This window comes from Methylophilus sp. Leaf414, assembly GCF_001425425.1.
Lineage (GTDB): Bacteria > Pseudomonadota > Gammaproteobacteria > Burkholderiales > Methylophilaceae > Methylophilus.
The window spans coordinates 13,815-35,408 of record NZ_LMQQ01000006.1; the positions used below are offsets into that span (position 1 = coordinate 13,815).

A 21,594-nucleotide genomic window follows, 5' to 3' on the forward strand; every position below is an offset into this window, starting at 1 on the left:
ATTACTATGCGTCACGGTAATAGCAATCGTAAATTGAACAGAACAAGTAGCCACCGCGCTGCTATGTTCCGCAACATGGTGACCTCTTTGCTGCGTCACGAAGTCATCAAGACTACTTTGCCAAAAGCAAAAGAACTGCGTAAATATGCAGAGCCTTTGATCACTTTAGGCAAAACACCGACATTGGCAAATCGTCGCCTGGCATTCAGCCGTTTGCGTGACCGTGATATCGTTGGCAAATTGTTCGGTGAACTCGGCCCACGTTACAACGCACGCAATGGTGGTTACTTGCGTATTCTGAAATGTGGTTTCCGTAACGGTGACAATGCGCCAATGGCGTTTGTTGAGTTGGTTGATCGCCCAGAAATCGCAGAAGCGCCAGCAGCTTCAGAATAATCTCTGTTGAGTGATTCAAAAAAAAGCCAGCAATGCTGGCTTTTTTGCTTTTTGTCATTAATAACATTACTGATTCTCACAGGAAAAGTTTCTGACTTATATTTCTTAAAAGCCATCTTTACTGTTTTAGCCAGAAGGTAACTTGAGTCTCGTTGAATGGCCAATATAAATATGTTTCGCCATCGCCTTCTAATACCGGAATGCTAGTCGCAAACTTCTCCAGCAGCCGATTGTCATCAATAATGTCGATTGTTTTGTAAGTAAGTGCCAGTGCCTGCAAAACACGTTCTGCGTCTTCACATAAATGGCAGCCTAGTGTGCCGTATAAAATCAATTGCTTCTGCATAAATCGCTAGGTAGTGTCATCAACGCTTTGTACAATATTACCTGTAAAAAATAAACCCTGCTCAACATTGGAAGAAGCATGACTGATATTCGCGAACATGATGAGAAGGTGATTGAAAGCAAGGAGAGCCTGGGCGAGACATTGCAGCAGGTGATTACTCTGTTGGGCAAGCACAAACTGGTAGAGCATGTGGTGCACAAGCAGGATATGCCCAAACATGATCTGGTTGAATCCCTGGTCCACAAGCAAAACCTGAATATCCTGCAACACAAGCTGGATCAGTTACACCCGGCTGACGTCGCCTATATTCTGGAGTCATTGCCGCTAGATGACCGTCTCATGGTATGGGACCTGGTCAAAGCCGAACGTGATGGTGAAATTCTGCTTGAAGCTTCAGATGCGGTTCGTCAGACGCTGATTGCAGATATGGACAGCGAAGAGCTCCTCGCTGCTGCAGAACAACTGAATACCGATGAGTTGGCGGATTTGGCGCCTGACTTACCAAAAGACGTATTGCAGGACTTGATGTACAGCCTGGATACGCAGAACCGCGAACGTTTGCAATCTGCACTTTCCTATCCTGAAGACACGGTGGGTGCGATTATGGATTTTGATATTGTCACCATTCGTGACGATATCACTTTGGAGGTGGTGTTACGTTACCTGCGTCGCCTGCCAAAATTTCCCGACCATACCGATAAATTGTTCGTGATCAATCGTGACGATATTCTGCAAGGCGTGCTGCCACTAAAACGTATTATCCTGAATGATCCTGAAACTGAGGTTGGTGACATTATGTCTACCGACGCTGTAGTTTTTCACCCGGAAGATATGTCTGACCAGGCAGCGATGGCATTTGAGCGTTATGACCTGGTGACGGCGCCGGTAGTGGATAACAATCGCAAGCTGGTAGGGCGTATCACGGTCGACACGGTGATGGATATTATCAGGGAAGAAGCGGAAGCCGACATGTTGTCCTGGGCCGGTTTGCGCGAAGAGGAAGACTTCTTTGCCTCAATCTGGAAATCCGTGCAAAACCGTTGGGCTTGGCTGGCGATTAATCTGGTGACGGCATTAGTTGCTTCCAGGGTGATTGGCTTATTCGAGGGCAGTATTGAGAAAATCGTCGCGCTGGCGGCACTGATGCCGATTGTTGCCGGTATTGGCGGTAATTCCGGCAATCAAACCACTACCATGATTGTACGAGGCCTGGCACTTGGACAGATTTCCGGCTATCACATGCGTTCGTTGCTGAAAAAGGAAGTGGGTGTCGCATTGCTGAATGGACTTGTATGGGGGAGTGTTCTCGGTCTGATTGCATATTGGTTGTACAAGAGTCCGGCATTGGGGCTGGTGATGATGTCAGCGATGACATTGAATCTACTGCTTGCAGCCGTTATAGGCGTAGTGATTCCTTTGGTGATGAATAAGCTGGACCGGGATCCTGCAGTGGGTTCCAGCGTGCTGATTACGGCCATCACGGACAGTGGCGGCTTTATGATCTTCCTGGGGCTGGCAACCATCTTTTTGCTGTAAGTGGATAACAATGGATAACGATATTAATATTCTCTGGAAAGAAATTGTTCAGGATTTAAGTACTGTTTCGGCTCTCTGGCAATTGCTGGTCATCGGCGTCATTCTGACCGTGAGCGGTTTGCTGAATCTGCATCTAAGCAAGCAGATCCAGGCAGGAAGGGTCAATGTAGTCTACAAAATGCTGCTAGGCGGCATAGAGCGATTATTTTTTCCTTTCGTTGCCTTCCTGTTAATGTTGACCTCACGCCTCGTATTGCAGCAATGGATGCATGTCGGCCTGCTGAAGTTGGGTGCGCGAATGCTGCTTGCAATGGTGATTATTCGCAGTGTGGTGTACATACTTCGCTATGTGTTCTCTCCCAGTGCATGGTTGCATTCGTTTGAGCGCGTCATCACCTGGACTGTATGGGTAATCGTTGCATTGCACATTAGCGGCTTTCTGGCGCCAGCATTACAAGTGCTGGAAGATGTGCAGTTCAGTGCCGGCAAACAAAAGCTTAACTTGCTGTTATTGATCCAAGGCGCATTGACCATTGTAGTCACCATGCTGGTGGCTTTGTGGCTCAGCCGCATGATTGAGCTGCGCCTGATGGCCTCAACAGATATTAACAGCAACTGGCGCGTGATCATGGTCAAGCTGGTGCGTATGGTGGCCGTGGTGATTGCATTGCTGATGTCCATGGCAGCCGTGGGTATAGATATCACCATGCTATCGGTATTTGGTGGGGCCTTGGGTGTTGGCCTTGGTTTTGGCTTGCAGAAAATTGCCAGCAATTACGTCAGCGGCTTTATCATCCTGATGGACAAGTCACTTCATCTCGGGGATATCATCACCATCAGCAGTCATTACGGTATCGTAAAGGAGTTACGCTCGCGCTATATGGTCTTGCGCAAGCAGGATGGCACTGAAATCATTGTCCCGAACGAAATGATGATTACTGATGTGGTCATCAACCACACGACTGCTGCACATAAGGCAAAAGTGCCTGTTCAAGTCCAGATATCCTATGGAAGTGATCTGGACCTGGCCATGCAATTATTAAAAGAAGTTGGTAAGACGCATGAGAGGACAATCCTGGATGACAATGCAGTAGATGTGACTATCAAATCATTCGGACAGTACGGCATAGATTTATTGCTGGCTGTATGGGTGCTCAATCCTGAAGAGGCAACTGCAAGACTGCAAAGCGATATTTACTATGAGATCTGGCAGCGTTTTAAAGAGAATAATATCCACATCCCATACCCTCAGCAGGAGGTGCGCATTATTTCAGGCCAGGCTGCGTTAAATACGCCTCAAGCTGATGCGTAAAATGATAATTAAATAGTTAGTTCAACCAATAAAAAAGCCTGCTAATGCAGGCTTTTTTATTTAAGACGGTAAAAAATAAATTATTTCAATTTAGTTTCTTTGTACAGTACATGCTTGCGAGCAACTGGATCAAATTTTTTGATTTCCATTTTCTCAGGCATAGTACGTTTGTTTTTAGTAGTGGTATAGAAATGACCTGTACCAGCACTTGATTCCAATTTGATTTTTTCACGCATGATAATATCCTTTGCAGACTAAATGTCGCGAGTTAGATTTTTTCGCCAGCTGCACGTAAATCAGCCAACACAGCGTCGATACCATTTTTGTCGATAGTACGCAAAGCAGCGTTAGTAATGCGCATTTTTACCCAACGATTTTCGCTCTCAACCCAAAACTTACGGTTTTGCAAGTTAGGCAAGAAGCGGCGTTTTGTTTTGTTTTGTGCGTGAGAAACATTGTTACCCACCATAGGCTTTTTGCCTGTTACCTGACATACACGTGCCATGGTTATCTCCAAATACTTTATCTTTTTCAGAAAGAGCGAGATTATAGAATGAAAAGCAATCCTAAATCAAGCAATTGTTATGCTTTAATTAGCGATTAATGTTTTCCGGTACTGCCAAAGCCGCCTTCACCGCGTTCACTCGATGTAAATTCATCCACAGTATGAAAATCTGCCTGCACTACCGGCACAATCACCATCTGCGCAATACGTTCTAAAGGATTCAAAATAAACGCTTCTTTACCACGGTTCCAACAAGAAACCAGCAACTGTCCCTGATAATCTGAATCAATCAATCCTACCAAGTTGCCGAGTACGATGCCGTGTTTATGGCCTAAGCCGGAGCGTGGCAAAATCAGTGCCGCATAGTACGCATTGTCAATATGAATCGCCATGCCAGTAGGAATCATAATAGTTTCACCGGGCTGTATGGTTTGTGTATGCTCGATACAGGCACGCAAATCCAGCCCTGCCGAGCCAGGCGTAGCATAGGTCGGCATCATGTGATGCAAGCGAGGGTCAAGAATTTTGAGGTCTACGGTAATCGACATAATGCCTGCTCCAAAAAGATTGCGCTATTAAACACCAAATAACGATGAAAATCACTAAGCGCGATAGCTAGCTCACACTAAAAAAGCCAGCGAGTGCTGGCTTTTTTAGTATTGCTGGCTAGAATTTATATTGAGCGCTTAATCCTAACAAGTAATTACGGCCTGCTGCGGGTTCAAAGAATAAACTATTACCATCATTCACTCGTACTGAGCCTATATAGTCTTTATCCGTGATGTTTTCCAAACGGATAAACTCTTTGAATCTCCAATTGGTTAAATTCTGCTCGAGACCTGCCCTGATATTGTAAATAGTATATGACGGAGCTTTGTCTATATTAATATCATTCACATAAACCTCACTATTATGTCTAGCTTCTAAAGCAGAGAAGAAACCAAGCGCTGGATATCTCCAAGCGACTTCACCATAAACTTGTGATTTGTAAGTGCCAGGAATTCTGTTGCCTGAGTTAACTATTCCAGTAGCTCCGGCTGCATTTATGACAGTAACAAAGGGATCTTCAAATTTTGCATTCAGCAAAGTATACGATGCGAAAACAGTAAAATTATTATCAAGGTTTGCGTCTACCGAAGCTTCTACACCTGTACGTTTTGTTTGACCTGCATTTTGATAGCTGGAGCGGCCGGAAACGGTCTGGCGGGTAACGATTTCGTTATCAGTATCAACTTTGAACAGGGTTAGGTTTGCTCTGATATTGTCCGTAATAAAAGCTTTTGCTCCCAGCTCAAAGTTGCGGCTCTCAGCAGCTTTAAGCGCAAGATTGGGTCTGCTAGCAACGCCTCCGGTAACATTGTCGAAGGCAGCTTCAATAAAGGTGGGTGTTTCAAAGCCTTTGCCGAAGTTTGCGTAAAGATTTAATGTTTCAGTAGCTTTCCAAATTAGGCCGATAACCGGAGTAGTTTTTTGATATTCAGCAGAGCCACTGTTGTTACCATTTGATCCAGCACCAGTAGTGAAGTCATCCTGTACTTCGAGTTTAACTTTCGTGTGTCGCGCACCCGCATGCAAATCAATAGTTGGGGTGATGCTAAGTTTCCCCTGAATATATTGATCAAAGTTGGATGATATATTTTGTTCGAGTCTATTTTGAACGTTGGCCGGTGCCCCTGAAGCCAAAACATTTGTATCTCTACGGTCATCGGTAGATTTTCCGTAAGTGAGTCCCAAGGTGATTTGGTAAGGTAAAGATCCCAGATTCCCAAAGTTATCCCATCTCAAATCCGCGCCATAAAATTCACGTTCTATTTCACTCAATCGGGCGTTAGTTGCCCCTAAAGTTGTGGCAGTTGCTGTAGTCGTTAATATTTGAGCATTTCGACGTGTGCCGACATAAGGAATAAAACTGATTTTATTATTTTCATTCAGCGCATGCTCAATGTTAAAACCAACTTGTGTATGGTCACGTTTTACACTGGTATTAGCAAATAATGCTGCTGGTACTACTTTGTCTCTTGTTGCACTGGCGAAAGCTCTTGCTCTATTTAATCCCAGCGGATCCTGTGCTTCCTGGTCAAACCAGTTGATCAGTGTTGTGACTCTTGTATCTTCATTTAGTTTAAATCGGAATTTAGCAGTCGCCATTTGCTTGTTGCTACTACTATTCGTGCGATATCCATCGGATTCAAAATTTGATACATTCAATGAGTACTCTAAGCTCTCTAACTGGCCTGCTGCTTCAAGTATATTGCGTTTCGTATCGTAACTACCAAACATGGTAGTGGCTCCAATTGTCGGAGTGGCTGGTGCGTCGGCTGTAAACATTTGAATGACACCGCCAGAGGAGTTGCCATAAAGTGATGAAAATGGTCCGCGCATGACTTCTATGCTTTTGATTGCTGAAAGATCAATCACGCCGGGCTGACCCTGACCATCAGGCATGGTGAGTGGGATGCCATCAACGTAAACACGTACACCACGTACTCCAAATGATGAGCGTGAGCCAAAACCTCGGCTGGAGATTTGTGGATCCTGTGATTGCTGTGTCCGGTTTTGCGCAGTAATGCCGGGCACGCGAATCAAACTTTCGGATAATTGCATTTGCAATTGCCCGTCTTTAATGTCTTTCTCACTTACGACATCAATAGCTACTGGTAGATCAAAGCTATTTTGCGCCTGACGGGTGGCAGTCACTACAACAGGTGAAAGCGTCAAAGTTTTTTCTTCTTCAGCCTCCGCTACAGATAAGCCACCAAAGGCGGATGAGATTGCCAGGCAAGCCGGCGTCAAACGAAATACAAAAGCACGCATAATTACTCAATACAAAGGGGATTAAATGGCGCGATTGTAAGCTGTTTGTCAGGTTGAACCTCTCAGTATTTTCATGAAAATACTGAGAGGTAATGCTTTTAAAGCAGATTATTTTAGTTGATGCTTAAGGTGAGTGAGAATGTTGGCTGCAATGGTAGTTTTGTCGGATATATTCAGGGGGTACTCACCAGTCTCATCGATGATGGTAACGCTGTTATGGTCACTACCTAAAGCCTGACGGGCCTGGTTTGCTACGATCATTGGTATCTTTTTCGCCAGCCGTTTCTGTTTGGCATGCTCAAGTACATGCTCGGTTTCGGCGGCAAAGCCAACACAGTAAGGTGGGTTTGGTAGTGATGCGACGTCGGCGAGAATATCCTTGTTCTTCTTAAGTTGAATTGTGAGTGTATCCTCACTTTTTTTAATTTTCTGGTCTGCTGGAGTCAGTGGGCTGTAATCAGCCACGGCAGCGACCGCGATAAAAACATCCTGATTTACGATCTGTCTCATGACGCTTTGATACATCTCGCTGGCGGTGCCGGCATAACTTGCATGGCTGACTTGCGGTCTGGCAGCAGTTGCATGCCCATAGACTAATGTCACTTCAGCGCCCATTTGCGTGGCAACTTTCGCCAAAGCATAACCCATTTTTCCGCTACTGATATTGGTAATGCCACGTACCGGATCCAGCATTTCCATGGTGGCGCCGGCTGTAATGAGTATTTTCTTGCCTGCCAGAAGCTTAGGCGTGAAATGTGTTTGCAAGCCTTCGAGTAAAATTTCAGGCTCCAGCATCCTGCCTTGACCGACTTCACCACATGCTTGTTCGCCACTATCTGGCCCCAATACTGTTACCTGATCTTTGAGTAACTGCGCAATATTGCGTTGAGTGCTAGCATTTTCCCACATTTGCCTATTCATGGCCGGTGCAACCAGGAGTGGGCACTCACGTGCCAGGCATAATGTTGACAGCAAATCATTAGCGAATCCATGCGCAAGCTTGGCAATAAAATCAGCACTGGCTGGTGCAACCAGAATGGCATCTGCTTGTCGACTCAGTTCAATATGCGGCATTGCATTTGCAATGCTGGAATCCCAGCTATCAATAAATACCGGATTGCCGGACAGCGCCTGCAAGGTGGTTGGCGTGATGAAGTGAGTAGCAGCTTCTGTCATCACCACTTGCACAGTATGACCTTGCTTGATTAGCAGGCGGATGAGTTCAGCTGTTTTGTAAGCGGCAATGCCTCCGGTGACGCCCAGCAGTATATGACGTGACTGTAAATAATCGTGCTGTAGGTGAGCGCTATTCATGGCAGTATTTTAACTGTAAAGCGTGTACATTTGAAATCAGGCCAGATAAACGCATCTTTAAACATGTTAAGATATGGCAATCACAGAGGTTAAGTAGATGCTGAAAAAGATACGGATTTTTTTCTGGGTTTTAGTGGTGTTGATTGCACTTATGCAGGTTTGGAATGAATATCAGGCATTACAGTGGCATAAGCCTCTGCATGTGGCCTTATATCCGGTCAACGCAGACGCATCTTCGGAAGTTGAGACCTACATAGCGGCTTTGCAGGAAAAAGATTTTGAGGTTTTAGAGCAGTATTTTTCTCGCGAAGCACGCCGGTATCAGTTGCCATTACCGCGGCCTATTGTTTTTCATCTCGGCCCCAGCATCACGGAAATACCGCCAGCGCCACCAGCCCTCAATGCAAATCGGCTGGAGATTATTCTCTGGAGTCTTAAATTTCGCTGGTTTGCCTGGCAACATAAGCCTGGCGTAGGGGTGCCCATTGATATCAAGTTATACCTGCTGTACCACGATGCGAAAAATCACACGCGTCTATTACACTCAACCGCGCTACAAAAAGGTCAGATTGGTCGCGTCAATTTGTTCGCGGCCCGTGATCAGCATGCGGGAAATACGGTGGTGATCGCCCATGAGTTGCTGCACACCTTAAGTGCAACAGATAAATATGACTTGAACACCAATGCACCTTTGTTACCGCAAGGTTATGCCGAGCCTTATATGCAACCGCTTTATCCACAAAAGATAGCCGAAATAATGGCGGGGAAAATCCCGCTTTCACCAGACCGGGCGCGTATGGCGAGGAATCTGGACGAGACAATAATTGGTCGGCCAACCTCGCGAGAGATAGGCTGGGCAAAATAAGCTTATACGAGGATGAGCGATGGCAATCACAGACTGGCCTGAACAAGAGCGACCACGCGAAAAATTATTGCGGGCAGGTGCAGTCGCACTTTCAGACGCCGAGCTATTAGCAATCTTTTTACGGGTAGGCGTGGTCGGTAAAACCGCCGTCGATTTGGCGCGTGATCTGTTGCAGCATTTCAAAAGTCTGAATGGGATTTTCTCCGCCAGTATGGATGAAGTGCAGCAAGTGCATGGTATGGGTGAAAGCAAATATTGCCAGTTACAGGCAGTGCTGGAAATGAGTAAGCGTGCGCTCGGTGAAACACTGCAGCAAGTGGATAGCTTCAGTTCTCCCGCACAAGTAAAAGCCTATTTGCAATTACAGTTATCCCATCTGTTGCGCGAAGTATTCGGCATCCTGTTTCTGGATGCGCAAAACCGTTTGATCGCTTACGAAACATTGTTTGAAGGTAGTCTCATGCAAACCAGTGTGTATCCGCGAGAGGTTGTCAAACGTGCGCTGGAGCTCAATGCGGCTGCTGTTATTCTCAGTCATAATCATCCCGGTGGGTCAGCTTCGCCCAGTCGCGCGGATCAGCAGCTTACCCAGACTTTAAAAGAGTCGCTTAACCTGGTGGATGTGAAGGTGCTGGATCATGTCATTGTGGCCGGTCAGGACACATTTTCGTTCAGCGAGCGGGGATTGATTTGAATCTAAACTATTGTAAAGGCAGGGGATTGGTGGGTGCTAACGGGGTCGAACCGCTGACATTCGCCTTGTAAGGGCGACGCTCTACCAACTGAGCTAAGCACCCGTGCCTTGTAACGAAGGCCGCATTATACCTAACCCTTTTGTTCTTGCAAGAGGGGCCAGCGAGTTTTTAATGGTCGGAATAGATTAGCTGGTGGGTATCAAACAGAAAGTCGGAATTTCAGTAAAAGTAATGGGTAAGCTTGAAGCTTTTTGTACGCAGAAGTTTAAACGGTTAATCGTTTGGTGATATTAATTAATTGCAATGAAATATCCGCCATTCCTGTTTTTCGCTTGTCAGCCATTTCAGACAGCAAAGAATAAGCTTCTTCTTCGTTCAAGGCGCGCTGTCGCATCAGGATATCGCGCGCAGAATCCACTACCTTTTGGTCTTCCTGGCTCAGCAAAGAATGTTGCGCTGCGGCAGCTACAGTCGAAGGGTTAGGTGTATTAGGTCTCATTTTTTAAAAAGTAAAATAAATTTAATTCCCAAAGGAATTAGCAATCTGTATGCCAGTTAAACGATTATTTGTAAGTGCATGATTGTTAAGGTATATTGCCCGGATGCTGGTAATCAGATATAAAAGCCTTGTAGATGAAGTTCGCACTATTGCAGTGCGACTGCACCAGGCTGCGGATTGTGACTATTTCTATCGTGACTAAAAGGTTTAGTTCCAATAAAAACTATTAAAAATAGAAAGAAAGTAAACACTATGAAGGGTTTGTTAGGGCGCGCTGGCTGGGCAGTGCTGACGTTGCTGGGAGTATTTGCCGTCGCGCAAGTGGCCTTGTCGAGAGGAGAGGCGCTGAATGTATTGTGGCTAATCACTGCGGCTGTCTGCGTGTATGCCATTGCCTATCGTTTTTATGCTGCCTGGATCGCCGCAAGTATTCTGAGCCTGGATGCGACCCGCGCGACTCCGGCTGAGCTCCTGAATAATGGCCGCGATTTTGTGCCGACCAATCGCTGGGTAGTATTCGGACATCACTTTGCCGCGATTGCCGGCCCTGGCCCTTTGGTAGGGCCTACACTGGCGGCGCAATTTGGCTACCTGCCCGGCACGTTATGGATACTGATTGGTGCAGTACTAGGCGGCGCGGTGCAGGATATGGTGACACTGTTTCTTTCTACCCGCCGCAATGGTCGCAGCCTTGGGCAGATGGCTAGGGACGAAATCGGTGCCATTGGTGGCGTGGCAGCAATGTTTGGCACTTTTATGATCATGATTATTTTGATCGCGGTGTTAGGCCTGGTGGTGGTCAATGCCATGAAACACAGTCCATGGGGAACCTCCACCGTGGCGGCAACGATTCCTATTGCCATGATTGTTGGTATCTACATGCGATACCTGCGGCCAGGGCGTGTGTTGGAAGCTTCGCTGCTTGGTGTGGTTTTGTTGTTGGGTTCAGTAGTATTGGGCGGTTGGGTAGACCATCATCCTGTACTTGCTGCCCTGTTTGACCATGAAGGATTGCCGCTGGCTTTCAGTGTGATCGCTTATGGTTTTGCCGCCGCAGTGTTGCCGGTGTGGTTACTGCTGGCGCCGCGTGATTATTTATCCACCTTTATGAAGCTGGGTACCGTGCTGATGCTGGCAATTGCGATTTTATGGTTGCGCCCGGATATCCGCATGCCTGCCATTACGCCTTTTATTGATGGCACAGGCCCTATCTTTGGCGGCAAGCTGTTCCCGTTTGTGTTTATTACGATTGCTTGCGGGGCGATTTCCGGTTTTCACGCCTTAATTGCCAGTGGCACTACACCCAAGCTGATCACTAGTGAATGCGATATCCGCATGATAGGTTACGGTGCCATGTTGCTGGAAAGTTTTGTGGCGATGATGGCGATGATCGCCGCAACTATTCTGGAACCGGGTGTATTTTTTGCCATTAACAGCCCTGCTGGCGTGGTTGGTAAAGAAGCGCTCGACGCTGTAAATACCATCAGCAGCTGGGGTTATCAGGTTTCGGTGGAACAGATGCAACACCTGGCCAGTGCCATGGGTGAAAGCACATTGTTTGCGCGTACAGGCGGTGCGCCTAGCCTCGCTGTGGGTATGGCCAGTATTTTAGGCACGGTGTTTGGTGAAAACTTACTGGCGCTGTGGTATCACTTCGCCATTATGTTTGAAGCCATTTTTATCCTGACTACACTGGATGCAGGTACCCGCGTCGGCCGTTTCATGTTGCAGGACATGCTGGGCAATCTGCACCCCAAACTGGGTGAAACTTCTTATACGCCTTCGGTGATTTTCACCAGTGCGCTGGTGGTGGCCGGCTGGGGTTATTTCCTCTATATCGGGGTGATTGATCCGAATGGCGGAGTAAATATCCTGTGGCCGTTGTTTGGTATTGCCAATCAGATGCTGGCCGCGATTGCATTGTCAGTGGGGACGGGTATTCTGATCAAGTCGGGCAAAGCCGGCAAAGCCTGGATCACCGGCTTGCCTTTAGTCTGGTTGCTTACAATTACCACAACCGCAGCTTATGAGAAGATATTCAGCAGTGATACGCGGGTAGGTTTTTTTGCCGCAGCCAATGATTTGGCAGCCAAATTGGCTGCTGGGTTATTGCCGCCTGATAAAGCAGCAGTCGCGCCGCAATTAATCTTCAATCAACAACTAGATGCCTGGCTGACTCTGTTTTTTGTAGCGGTGTTGTGGGTGGTGTTTATTGATGTAGTGGTGATGAGCTTGCGTTATTTTACTGGCAAGCCGGTGTTGCCATCAACGGAAACGCCTTATGTGCCAACCAAGTATGTAGCGGGCAAGTTCTAGGCTAACGGAGATAATCCCTTGAAGCATATGAAACATATTTGGCAGCGCATCCGTCAATTGTCAGGGGATGACGTTTACGAACGTTATCTTGCGCATTATGCCGAGCATCATGTTGAGGAGGCTGATAGTACTCCGCCATTATCACGTGCTGAATTTTTCAGGCAATGGCAGGATCAGAAGTGGCAAGGCATTAAAAGGTGTTGTTAAAGATAGTCATTCTTTTAATCTTTAAATACTTTTTCAAGTTATCAAAATTAACGTAATCAGGATACTCAAGGTCGAGCCTTGCAGTTCACGCTACATTGATATTTCGTAACTAAATCTCCTTAAGCCCTTTGTATCCCAACATGATTTGTAAGTTTGTCTACTGAAGTTATTTGGACGCGAATGTAACAAACCTGTTTCAGGCGCGCATCGCAGTACGTATTCAGTTAAAATAAGACTTTACTGATTATTCCAGATTTCAAATGCCTAAATACCGCTCACACACGACTACGCAAGGTCGGAACATGGCTGGTGCTCGCGCACTTTGGCGTGCCACCGGCATGAAAGATGACGACTTCTCCAAGCCGATTATCGCTATCTCAAACTCGTTTACCCAGTTTGTGCCCGGGCATGTCCATCTTAAAGATTTAGGCCAGTTAGTCGCCCGTGAAATTGAAAAAGCGGGTGGCGTAGCCAAAGAGTTCAACACCATTGCCGTGGATGACGGTATTGCCATGGGTCACAGCGGCATGCTTTACAGTTTGCCTAGCCGCGATTTGATTGCAGATAGCGTTGAATATATGGTGAATGCACATTGCGCAGATGCGCTGGTGTGTATCTCAAACTGCGACAAGATTACGCCTGGCATGTTGATGGCGGCATTGCGCCTGAATATTCCGGTGGTATTTGTCTCCGGCGGCCCGATGGAAGCCGGCAAAGTTAACTGGCAAGGTAACGTACGTAAACTGGATCTGGTCGATGCGATGGTGGAAGCGGCAGATAGCCGCGTCAGTGATGAAGAGGTGGCTGAAGTTGAACGTTCAGCCTGCCCGACTTGTGGCTCCTGTTCCGGCATGTTTACCGCGAACTCTATGAATTGCCTGACTGAGGCATTGGGGCTGAGTTTACCTGGTAATGGATCAACGCTGGCAACGCATGGCGCGCGTAAACAATTATTCTTGCAGGCAGGGCGCCTGATTGTGGATCTGGCCAAGCGTCACTACGAGCAGGATGACTATTCAGTCTTGCCACGCAATATTGCCAACATGCAGGCATTTGAGAATGCCATGAGCCTGGATGTGGCGATGGGTGGCTCTACCAATACCGTGCTGCATCTGCTGGCAGCAGCGCACGAGGCAGGGATTGATTTCACCATGCGTGATATTGACCGCATTTCGCGTCAGGTACCTTGTGTGTCTAAAGTGGCACCGGCGACCAGTAAATATCATATGGAAGATGTGCATAGAGCCGGTGGCGTGATGGGCATCCTGGGCGAACTTAATCGTGCCGGTGTCATCCATACGGATGTACCCACCGTTCATAGTGCAAGTATGGGTGAAGCGTTAGCCAAATGGGATATTGTCACCACGCAAGATGAAGAGGTGAAAAAGTTTTACCGCGCAGCCCCTGGCGGTATATCGACCACCATTGCCTTCAGTCAAAGCATGTTGTGGCCAGATTTGGATGATGACCGTGAAAACGGCTGTATCCGCAGTAAGGAACACGCTTATTCGCAAGATGGTGGTTTGGCCGTGCTGTATGGCAATATCGCTCTGGATGGTTGCATTGTGAAAACCGCCGGTGTCGATGACAGTATCCTGAAATTTACCGGCCGTGCGCGCGTGTATGAAAGTCAGGACGATGCGGTTGAAAGCATTCTGGCTGACCAGGTAGTGGCTGGTGATGTAGTTGTGATTCGTTATGAAGGCCCGCGTGGCGGACCGGGCATGCAGGAGATGTTATACCCGACGTCTTACCTGAAATCCAAAGGCCTGGGTAAAGCATGTGCCTTGCTGACCGATGGCCGTTTTTCAGGCGGTACCTCAGGTTTAAGTATTGGCCATGCTTCGCCAGAAGCCGCTGAAGGTGGCGCAATTGGTCTGGTGGAGGAAGGCGATACCATTGAGATCGACATCCCTAACCGCACCATCCATTTGGTCATCAGTGATGAAGACATGGCGCACCGCCGTGCCACGATGGAAGCCAAAGGGCATCAAGCCTGGAAACCAGTCAGCCGCGAGCGAGTGGTGTCGCCGGCATTGCGTGCATATGCCGCGATGAGTACCAGCGCCGCTAAAGGTGCTGTAAGAGATGTGTCACAAATAGAAAGGGGCAGTAGATGACCGCACACGCAACATTGGAGCATGGTCAACCCGATATGACAAAGCGCTTGAAACTGCATGCGCACGTCAACCAGCTGCAAGACGAAAATGGTTTGCAATACCTTGAAATTGATAACCCGTTAGCGACCGGCAAAATTGCCTTGCAGGGCGCCCATGTCATGCAGTGGCAACCTAAGTTTTTAGCTGACCCGGTGTTGTGGCTTTCAAGTAATGCGCGCTATGTGAAAGGCCGTTCTATCCGTGGTGGCACCCCTATTTGCTGGCCATGGTTTGGTGCACATCCGACTGACAGCACCTTATGCCCGCATGGCTTTGCGCGCGTGATTCCATGGCGCGTGATGGATATTGATGCGACGCCAACCGGCGCCACACGCATCATCCTTGAAATGCAGCAAACGCCAGAAGCGCAGCGCCAATTATCTTATCCATATGAATTGACACTGACGATCACAATTGGCCGCCGCTTACGTATTGATTTGGCGACTACCAATCTGGCTAAGCATCCATTTGTCATCAGTGAAGCTTTCCATACCTATTTCAATGTCAGCGATATATCAAATATCAAAATCACCGGCATGCAGGATTGCGTCTATCTGGATAAGCTGCTGGATTACGAACGTAACGTTGAGCACAATGCATTAGCCTTTGATGGTAGTGAGTATGATCGCGTGTATGTGCATCACAGTTCTGATTGCGCGATCCATGACAGTGGCTTCAACCGCATTGTACATATCGCAAAATCCGGCAGTGATGCCACTGTGGTATGGAACCCGGGTGCTGAAAAAGCAGGCTCCATGGGCGATATGGGCGTGGGTGACGAATGGCGCAAAACCATTTGTGTAGAAACCACCAATGCCTTGGATAATATGGTCGTCATCAATCCTGGCCGCAAACATATTTTAAGCGCTGAATACTCCATCGAAACGTTGTAAATCTCCTCGTATACGCGCGTGTCAACGCAATCACGGCACGTGCGTTTTACCCCTGTTGGCAAAATACCAATCCAATTGAAAATATTTGATTAGCCTGAAAATTTCCACAGCTTCATACTTGTGGAATTTTGATGGTCAGGTAAGATGCCACATGCATGAAAATTGCATTGGGGATTTATTATTTTAAAGATATTCAAGGAGTGCGCATGAAAGTTTTATTTTCTGCAATCACAGCAGCCATCTTACTCATGGCTGGTCAGGTTCAAGCGGCGGATGCAGCTGCCGCAAAAGCATTGGCACAAAAAAGCGGCTGTTTAGCTTGCCACAGTGTGGATGCAAAAGTATTGGGTCCAGCATATAAAGATGTTGCGGCAAAATACAAAGGCGACAAAACAGCTGAAGCTAAGCTGATTGAAAAAGTGAAAAAAGGCGGTAGCGGTGTTTGGGGAAATATTCCTATGCCTGCCAACAGCCCGCAGGTTAAAGACGAAGATATCAAGACGATTGTTCAATGGGTTCTGTCTCTTTAAGATTGCTTGTGTAGTTAAAAAAGCCGACTTTGCAGTCGGCTTTTTTATTTCGCCAATTTCTTTTGCCTCACTGTTTATCTAGCGGGCCAGTTTGCTATGACGGATAGAGTAAACAAAGTAGAAAACAGCGCCTACTACCGCCCAGGTGATAAAACGATGCCAGGTTTCCGCAGGCAGGAATGACATTAAGGCACCACACGCCACCACCCCGGCAACCGGGATTAAAGGATTAAAAGGATTCTTAAAGGGTCGTGCCAAGTCAGGGTGAGTCATACGCAAACGAATCACCCCGATACACACCATAATGAAACTGGCTAATGTGCCAATATTGACGGTTTCAGCCAGTTCACCCAACGGAATAAATCCGGCCACGATAGAGACCACAAAGCCGCACATCAGGATAATTTTGCTCGGCGTCTGGCGATCAGGATTCACTTCTGAAAAGATCGGCGAAATCAGGCCATCGCGGCTCATGGCAAACAGAATCCGCGTCAGGCCATAGAGCAGCACTAGCAGTACCGTAATTAATCCTGCAATGACGCCAGTGGCGACTAAGGTTGAAGACCAGTGATATCCCAGCTTGGTCAGCGCATAAGCCACCGGGGATGAGGTATTTAATTCTGCATAAGGAACAACGCCGGTGAGGGTACCCGAAACTATGATATAGATAATGGTGCAAAACAATAGAGAAGCAATCAGGCCGATGGGCAAGTCCCGTTGCGGATTTTTACATTCTTCTGCGGCAGTAGACACGGCATCAAACCCAAAATAGGCAAAAAACACCAGCGATGCACCTGCAAAAACGCCTATGTTTTTGCCATTATCCAGCGTTTCGAACCAGCCATATGGCATAAAAGGTTGCCAGTTATCGGTATTAATATGGCCCACGGAGAGCACAATAAACGTCACGATGGTGGAAAGCTTGATAATCACCATGATGTTGTTGGCGCGCGCACTTTCTTTTACGCCTGTCATTAACAGCAAGGTTAATATCCAGATAATGGCGAATGCCGGAAGATTGATCGTGCCGCCAAGCACGGGCGCTTTAGTCAGGTGTTCAGGAATTTGAAAACCAAGATTGGTGGCGGTGTTGACGAAATAGCCAGCCCAGCCATTGGCGACGGCTGCTGCACCGACACCATATTCCAGTAATAGCATCCAGCCCATCATCCAGGCGGCAAACTCACCGAAGGCGACATAACTATAACCATAAGCACTGCCTGAGCCACCAATTGAGGAAGACAGTTCAGCATAAGCCAGTGCAGCAAAGCCTGCGGCCACGCCGGCAATAATAAAAGACAGAACGACCGCCGGGCCGGATTGTGTCGCTGCTGCGATGCCGGTCAGCACAAAAATGCCGGTGCCTATGGCGCCGCCGATACCGAGTAATGCCAGGTCAAATGCGGTCAGACATTTTCTGAGGCCGGTATGCGCATGTGGTTGAATTGGTTTTTTACGTAATAGTTGTCTGAACATTGCTGATCCCCTTGTACTACAAGGGTAAAGCAATCGTTATACCAGCGTCAATGCTGATGAGAAAGGCATGGTGAATTATTCGAAGACTGCAGCCGAAGTGGTTGTTAATGTCACGTGGCCGCCGCTTGAAAACTGTTTTGCGGATGATGAGTTAACGGATTGCTAGCTGGCGAAATGCTGTTTTAATGTCGCGATCATATATTCATGATCCAGCACCCCGGCGCTCTCGCGTATGCTGTGCATGGCCCACATCGGGTTGCCGACATCTACCGTGGCAATGCCGAGTTGTGCGGCCATGATCGGGCCAATGGTGCTGCCACAACCCAAATCGGTGCGGTGCGCATATTGCTGGTAAGGTACGCCAGCCCTTTCACACAGCTGGATAAAGCGTGCTGCGGTAGCCGCGTTGGTGCTGTAACGCTGGTTGGCATTGGTTTTAATCACCGGCCCCTGGTTTACCTGTACATGATGGCAAGGTTCATAACTGCCTGCATGGTTAGGATGAAAGGCATGTGCCATATCCGCACTGATAAAAAAGCTTTGTGAATAACTACGCAGCTTGTCTTCGTGGCTCAGGTCGTGCGAGTGACAGATTCGCTCCATCACATCCAGTAAAAAACTGCCACCTGCACCGGTTGCACTTTCAGAGCCGACCTCTTCATGGTCAAATAATGCACAAATACTGGTCGCCTGCGGTTTTTCGGTGCCAATCATTGCTTCCATTGCCGCATGGCAGGAAGCCAGGTTATCCAGCTGGCTGTTGGCGATAAATTCTTGCTCTATACCCCAGAAACTGCCGCGTTGGGTGTCATAAAACGCCAGATCCCAGCTCAAGATACCCGCGGCGTTTACTTGCAAGCTACTCGCTAAAGTGTCAGACAGTAATTGTTTGGCGGCTTCGCTGTTGGCGGCATGGCCGAAAATCAAGGGTATGCCGGTTTGCTTATTGAGCGCCAGGCCTTTTTCATTGACCTCGCGGTTCATATGGATTGCCAGGTTGGGCAGGCGGGCAATGGGCTGGTCCAATTTGATCAGGTGCGAGCTAAGGCCTGACACTGTTTTAACAATCACTCGCCCGGCCAGGCTCAGGTCGCGGTCAGTAAACGTAGCTAAAATGGGCCCGCCATAAACTTCTACGCCAAGCTGTGCGATGCCTTCAGTACTATAGGCAGCTTTGGGTTTTAAGCGCAGGCCAGGAGAGTCAGTGTGCGCCCCCACGATGCGGAACCCATGTTCTGCGATGGCTGCTTGGCCAAGTACAAACGCAATAATAGACCCGCCATCACGCACGACATAATATTTGCCGCCTTGAGTAAACTGCCAGGCATCACTTTCACTCAGCTGGGTAAACCCCCGTGCAGCTAGAACCTGTTCTACCTGGGTTACTGCATGCCAAGGACTTGGGCTGTCATCAATAAAATTCAGCAGAGCCTGTGCGCGTTGTCTGGCTTCTATTGATACTTGCATGCTTAAACCCAGTCTTTCTCAATCAAAAAATCGGTATAAAGTTTGGCTTCCGGACTGCCGTTTTCGGGCTTCCAGTCGTAGCGCCATTTCACCACAGGCGGCATCGAGAGCAGGATGGATTCAGTACGGCCATTGGACTGTAAACCGAATATGGTACCACGGTCGAAAATCAGGTTGAATTCAACATAACGGCCACGGCGGTAGGCCTGGAAATCACGCTCTCGCTCACCATAAGGCTGATTTTTTCGCCGTTGAACGATAGGCAGGTAAGCCTGTAAAAATGCGTCTCCAATCGCGCGTTGCAAGGCAAAACTCTGCTCAAAGCCCAGCTCGCTGAAATCATCAAAGAATACACCACCTACACCGCGTGGCTCTTTGCGATGCTTGAGGAAAAAGTATTCATCGCAGGCTTGTTTGAAACGGGTGTAATAATCAGCACCGAATGGAGCCAGCGCTTCTTTGTTCACACGGTGAAAATGGATACAGTCTTCTTCTTCGCCGTAATAAGGCGTGAGGTCCATGCCACCACCAAACCACCAGATATCCTGCTCGCCTTCCTGTTGCGCTCTGGCAACAAAAAAACGCACATTCATATGCACGGTCGGGATGTAAGGGTTATGCGGGTGGAATACCAGCGATACACCCATGGCTTCCCATGGCCTGCCCGCTGCTTCCGGATGGGCAACACTGGCCGCTGGTGGTAGTTTGTTGCCAAGTACATGGGAGAAACCCACACCGGCACGCTCAAACACATTGCCATTTTCCAGCAGGCAGGAATTACCGCCGCCGCCTTCAGGACGCTGCCAGCTATCCTGCAAAAAGTTTTTGCCATCGACCAACTCAACCGCTTCGACAATACGTGCCTGTAATCCCTGCAGGAAGGCGTAAACGGCTTGTGGTTGGATATGTTCTGTCATGGTTTAGCTGGCTTTAATGGCGCGGTAGCCAATATCTTTACGGTGTTGCGCGCCTTCAAATTTGATGGATTCAAGGATTTTGTAAGCTGATTCCTGCGCTGATTTAACCGACGCACCCAATGCGGTGACACACAATACGCGGCCACCGCTGGTAAGCACTTTGCTGTCTTTTAAAGTAGTGCCGGCATGGAATACGTGCCCGTCCTCTACATTGGCCGGCAAGCCGGTGATTTCATCACCCAGTTTTGGTGTTTCCGGATAGTTAGCACTTGCCATCACTACACCCAGCGCAAAACGGCTATCCCATTCTGCGCTGGCCTGGTCAAGCGTACCCTCTGCAGCATGCGTAGCCAATGCCACCAAATCAGATTTTAAACGCATCATAATCGGCTGCGTTTCCGGATCGCCCATGCGGCAGTTGAATTCCAGTGTTTTTACTTCACCTTTGGGTGAAATCATCAGCCCTGCATATAAAAAGCCGGTGTAAGGAATACCATCTTTTGCCATGCCTTCTACGGTTGGGATAATAATTTCGCGCATGGCCTTTGCATGGACTTCAGCAGTGACTACAGGTGCAGGAGAATAAGCTCCCATGCCACCTGTATTCGGGCCTTGATCAGCGTCCAGCAGGCGTTTGTGATCCTGGCTGGTGGCTAGTGGCAGGATGTTTTTACCATCAACCATCACCATGAAGCTGGCTTCTTCGCCTTCCAGGAATTCTTCAATGACGACGCGGGCACCGGCATCACCCAGTTTATTATCAGACAGCATGGCATCTACGGCAGCATGAGCTTCTTCCAGTGTCATTGCCACAACCACGCCTTTGCCTGCAGCCAGCCCATCGGCTTTAATCACGATAGGTGCGCCGTTAGCATCAATATATTCATGCGCTTTAGTGACATCGCTAAAGGTTTGGTATTTTGCGGTCGGGATGTTGTGGCGATACATAAAGGATTTGGCAAAGTCCTTCGAGCTTTCCAGTTGCGCAGCGGCTTTGGTCGGGCCAAATATTTTCAGGTTTGCGGCACGGAAAGCATCGACCACCCCTTGTGACAGTGGCGCTTCCGGGCCAACAATAGTCAGAGCAATCTGTTCATCTTGCGCAAATTTCACCAGTTCATCAATCTTGGTAATCGGCACATTGGTCATGGCTGGATTGGTAGCTGTACCGGCATTGCCAGGCGCGACAAACACGCGGCTGACTTCTTTATTGTGTGATACTTTCCAGGCCAGGGCATGCTCACGGCCGCCAGAACCAATCACTAAAATTTTCATAATTCACTACCTACAAAGTTATGACCGCGGAGGGCGAAGAGCACACTGAGAATTTCAAGCTTACAAAGCATT

21 protein-coding genes and 1 tRNA gene are annotated in these 21,594 nt (G+C 48.0%); 10 read left to right on the forward strand and 12 right to left on the reverse strand.

Annotated features, from left to right (window positions below):
• Nucleotides 1–6 precede the first annotated feature (6 nt).
• A complete protein-coding gene (gene rplQ / locus ASG24_RS13575; protein ID WP_055872194.1) occupies nucleotides 7–396 on the forward strand; it encodes a 50S ribosomal protein L17 in 390 nt (129 codons plus the stop codon).
• Between the two features lie 118 nt (nucleotides 397–514).
• On the opposite strand, the gene ASG24_RS13580 is transcribed toward rplQ, so the two are convergent.
• Nucleotides 515–742 (reverse strand): glutaredoxin family protein, encoded by a 228-nt coding sequence (locus ASG24_RS13580; RefSeq protein ID WP_055872195.1) that lies wholly within the window; start codon nucleotides 740–742, stop codon nucleotides 515–517.
• 78 nt (nucleotides 743–820) lie between these two features.
• On the opposite strand from ASG24_RS13580, the gene mgtE reads away from it, so the two are divergent.
• Both mgtE and ASG24_RS13590 read left to right on the forward strand, forming a co-directional pair.
• The gene (gene mgtE / locus ASG24_RS13585) at nucleotides 821–2,278 is read left to right on the forward strand and encodes a magnesium transporter (protein WP_055872196.1); all 1,458 of its coding nucleotides are present in this window, start codon (nucleotides 821–823) and stop codon (nucleotides 2,276–2,278) included.
• A gap of 10 nt (nucleotides 2,279–2,288) precedes the next feature.
• Entirely contained in the window at nucleotides 2,289–3,590 is a 1,302-nt protein-coding gene (locus tag ASG24_RS13590) for a mechanosensitive ion channel family protein (RefSeq protein ID WP_055827068.1), read from the forward strand.
• A gap of 80 nt (nucleotides 3,591–3,670) precedes the next feature.
• On the opposite strand, the gene rpmG is transcribed toward ASG24_RS13590, so the two are convergent.
• The 5 genes from rpmG to coaBC form a co-directional block, all read right to left on the reverse strand.
• Nucleotides 3,671–3,826, reverse strand: a complete 156-nt coding sequence (gene rpmG / locus ASG24_RS13595; RefSeq protein WP_011478679.1) for a 50S ribosomal protein L33 — start codon at nucleotides 3,824–3,826, stop codon at nucleotides 3,671–3,673.
• Nucleotides 3,827–3,858: 32 nt separating this feature from the next.
• Complete coding sequence (rpmB, locus tag ASG24_RS13600) at nucleotides 3,859–4,095, reverse strand: 50S ribosomal protein L28 (protein WP_055827066.1); 237 nt, start codon at nucleotides 4,093–4,095, stop codon at nucleotides 3,859–3,861.
• Nucleotides 4,096–4,190: 95 nt separating this feature from the next.
• Nucleotides 4,191–4,643, reverse strand: a complete 453-nt coding sequence (gene dut / locus ASG24_RS13605; protein WP_055872197.1) for a dUTP diphosphatase — start codon at nucleotides 4,641–4,643, stop codon at nucleotides 4,191–4,193.
• 118 nt (nucleotides 4,644–4,761) lie between these two features.
• A complete protein-coding gene (locus ASG24_RS13610; protein ID WP_055872198.1) occupies nucleotides 4,762–6,909 on the reverse strand; it encodes a TonB-dependent receptor in 2,148 nt (715 codons plus the stop codon).
• A 108-nt stretch (nucleotides 6,910–7,017) separates the two neighbouring features.
• Nucleotides 7,018–8,223, reverse strand: coding sequence for a bifunctional phosphopantothenoylcysteine decarboxylase/phosphopantothenate--cysteine ligase CoaBC (gene coaBC / locus ASG24_RS13615; protein ID WP_055872199.1), 1,206 nt, complete (start codon nucleotides 8,221–8,223; stop codon nucleotides 7,018–7,020).
• A 97-nt stretch (nucleotides 8,224–8,320) separates the two neighbouring features.
• On the opposite strand from coaBC, the gene ASG24_RS13620 reads away from it, so the two are divergent.
• Nucleotides 8,321–9,088 (forward strand): hypothetical protein, encoded by a 768-nt coding sequence (locus ASG24_RS13620; protein WP_055827052.1) that lies wholly within the window; start codon nucleotides 8,321–8,323, stop codon nucleotides 9,086–9,088.
• A gap of 19 nt (nucleotides 9,089–9,107) precedes the next feature.
• A complete protein-coding gene (gene radC, locus ASG24_RS13625) occupies nucleotides 9,108–9,782 on the forward strand; it encodes a DNA repair protein RadC (protein WP_055827049.1) in 675 nt (224 codons plus the stop codon).
• Between the two features lie 27 nt (nucleotides 9,783–9,809).
• Here radC and ASG24_RS13630 read toward each other — a convergent pair.
• Nucleotides 9,810–9,885, reverse strand: a tRNA-Val gene (locus ASG24_RS13630).
• 163 nt (nucleotides 9,886–10,048) lie between these two features.
• The gene (locus ASG24_RS13635) at nucleotides 10,049–10,282 is read right to left on the reverse strand and encodes an ANTAR domain-containing protein (protein WP_055827046.1); all 234 of its coding nucleotides are present in this window, start codon (nucleotides 10,280–10,282) and stop codon (nucleotides 10,049–10,051) included.
• Between the two features lie 252 nt (nucleotides 10,283–10,534).
• On the opposite strand from ASG24_RS13635, the gene ASG24_RS13640 reads away from it, so the two are divergent.
• The 5 genes from ASG24_RS13640 (at nucleotide 10,535) to ASG24_RS13660 (ending at nucleotide 16,387) form a co-directional block, all read left to right on the forward strand.
• Entirely contained in the window at nucleotides 10,535–12,598 is a 2,064-nt protein-coding gene (locus ASG24_RS13640; RefSeq protein ID WP_055872200.1) for a carbon starvation CstA family protein, read from the forward strand.
• 27 nt (nucleotides 12,599–12,625) lie between these two features.
• On the forward strand, nucleotides 12,626–12,805 hold the full coding sequence (locus ASG24_RS13645) for a YbdD/YjiX family protein (protein WP_055872201.1): 180 nt from the start codon (nucleotides 12,626–12,628) through the stop codon (nucleotides 12,803–12,805).
• 260 nt (nucleotides 12,806–13,065) lie between these two features.
• The gene (gene ilvD, locus ASG24_RS13650) at nucleotides 13,066–14,925 is read left to right on the forward strand and encodes a dihydroxy-acid dehydratase (protein ID WP_055872202.1); all 1,860 of its coding nucleotides are present in this window, start codon (nucleotides 13,066–13,068) and stop codon (nucleotides 14,923–14,925) included.
• Complete coding sequence (locus tag ASG24_RS13655) at nucleotides 14,922–15,857, forward strand: D-hexose-6-phosphate mutarotase (RefSeq protein WP_055827035.1); 936 nt, start codon at nucleotides 14,922–14,924, stop codon at nucleotides 15,855–15,857. Before ilvD ends, ASG24_RS13655 begins: the two co-directional genes overlap by 4 nt.
• A gap of 206 nt (nucleotides 15,858–16,063) precedes the next feature.
• Nucleotides 16,064–16,387 (forward strand): c-type cytochrome, encoded by a 324-nt coding sequence (locus ASG24_RS13660; protein ID WP_055827416.1) that lies wholly within the window; start codon nucleotides 16,064–16,066, stop codon nucleotides 16,385–16,387.
• Between the two features lie 78 nt (nucleotides 16,388–16,465).
• Here ASG24_RS13660 and ASG24_RS13665 read toward each other — a convergent pair whose 3' ends face one another.
• From ASG24_RS13665 to purD, 4 genes are all read right to left on the reverse strand, one after another.
• Nucleotides 16,466–17,863, reverse strand: coding sequence for an amino acid permease (locus ASG24_RS13665; RefSeq protein ID WP_055872203.1), 1,398 nt, complete (start codon nucleotides 17,861–17,863; stop codon nucleotides 16,466–16,468).
• A 162-nt stretch (nucleotides 17,864–18,025) separates the two neighbouring features.
• Nucleotides 18,026–19,330 carry a M18 family aminopeptidase gene (locus tag ASG24_RS13670; RefSeq protein WP_055872204.1) on the reverse strand — a complete coding sequence of 435 codons (1,305 nt, stop codon included), beginning with the start codon at nucleotides 19,328–19,330 and terminating at the stop codon, nucleotides 18,026–18,028.
• Nucleotides 19,331–19,332: 2 nt separating this feature from the next.
• Nucleotides 19,333–20,247, reverse strand: coding sequence for an oxygen-dependent coproporphyrinogen oxidase (hemF, locus tag ASG24_RS13675; RefSeq protein WP_055872205.1), 915 nt, complete (start codon nucleotides 20,245–20,247; stop codon nucleotides 19,333–19,335).
• A 3-nt stretch (nucleotides 20,248–20,250) separates the two neighbouring features.
• The gene (gene purD / locus ASG24_RS13680; RefSeq protein WP_055872206.1) at nucleotides 20,251–21,522 is read right to left on the reverse strand and encodes a phosphoribosylamine--glycine ligase; all 1,272 of its coding nucleotides are present in this window, start codon (nucleotides 21,520–21,522) and stop codon (nucleotides 20,251–20,253) included.
• Nucleotides 21,523–21,594 lie beyond the last annotated feature (72 nt).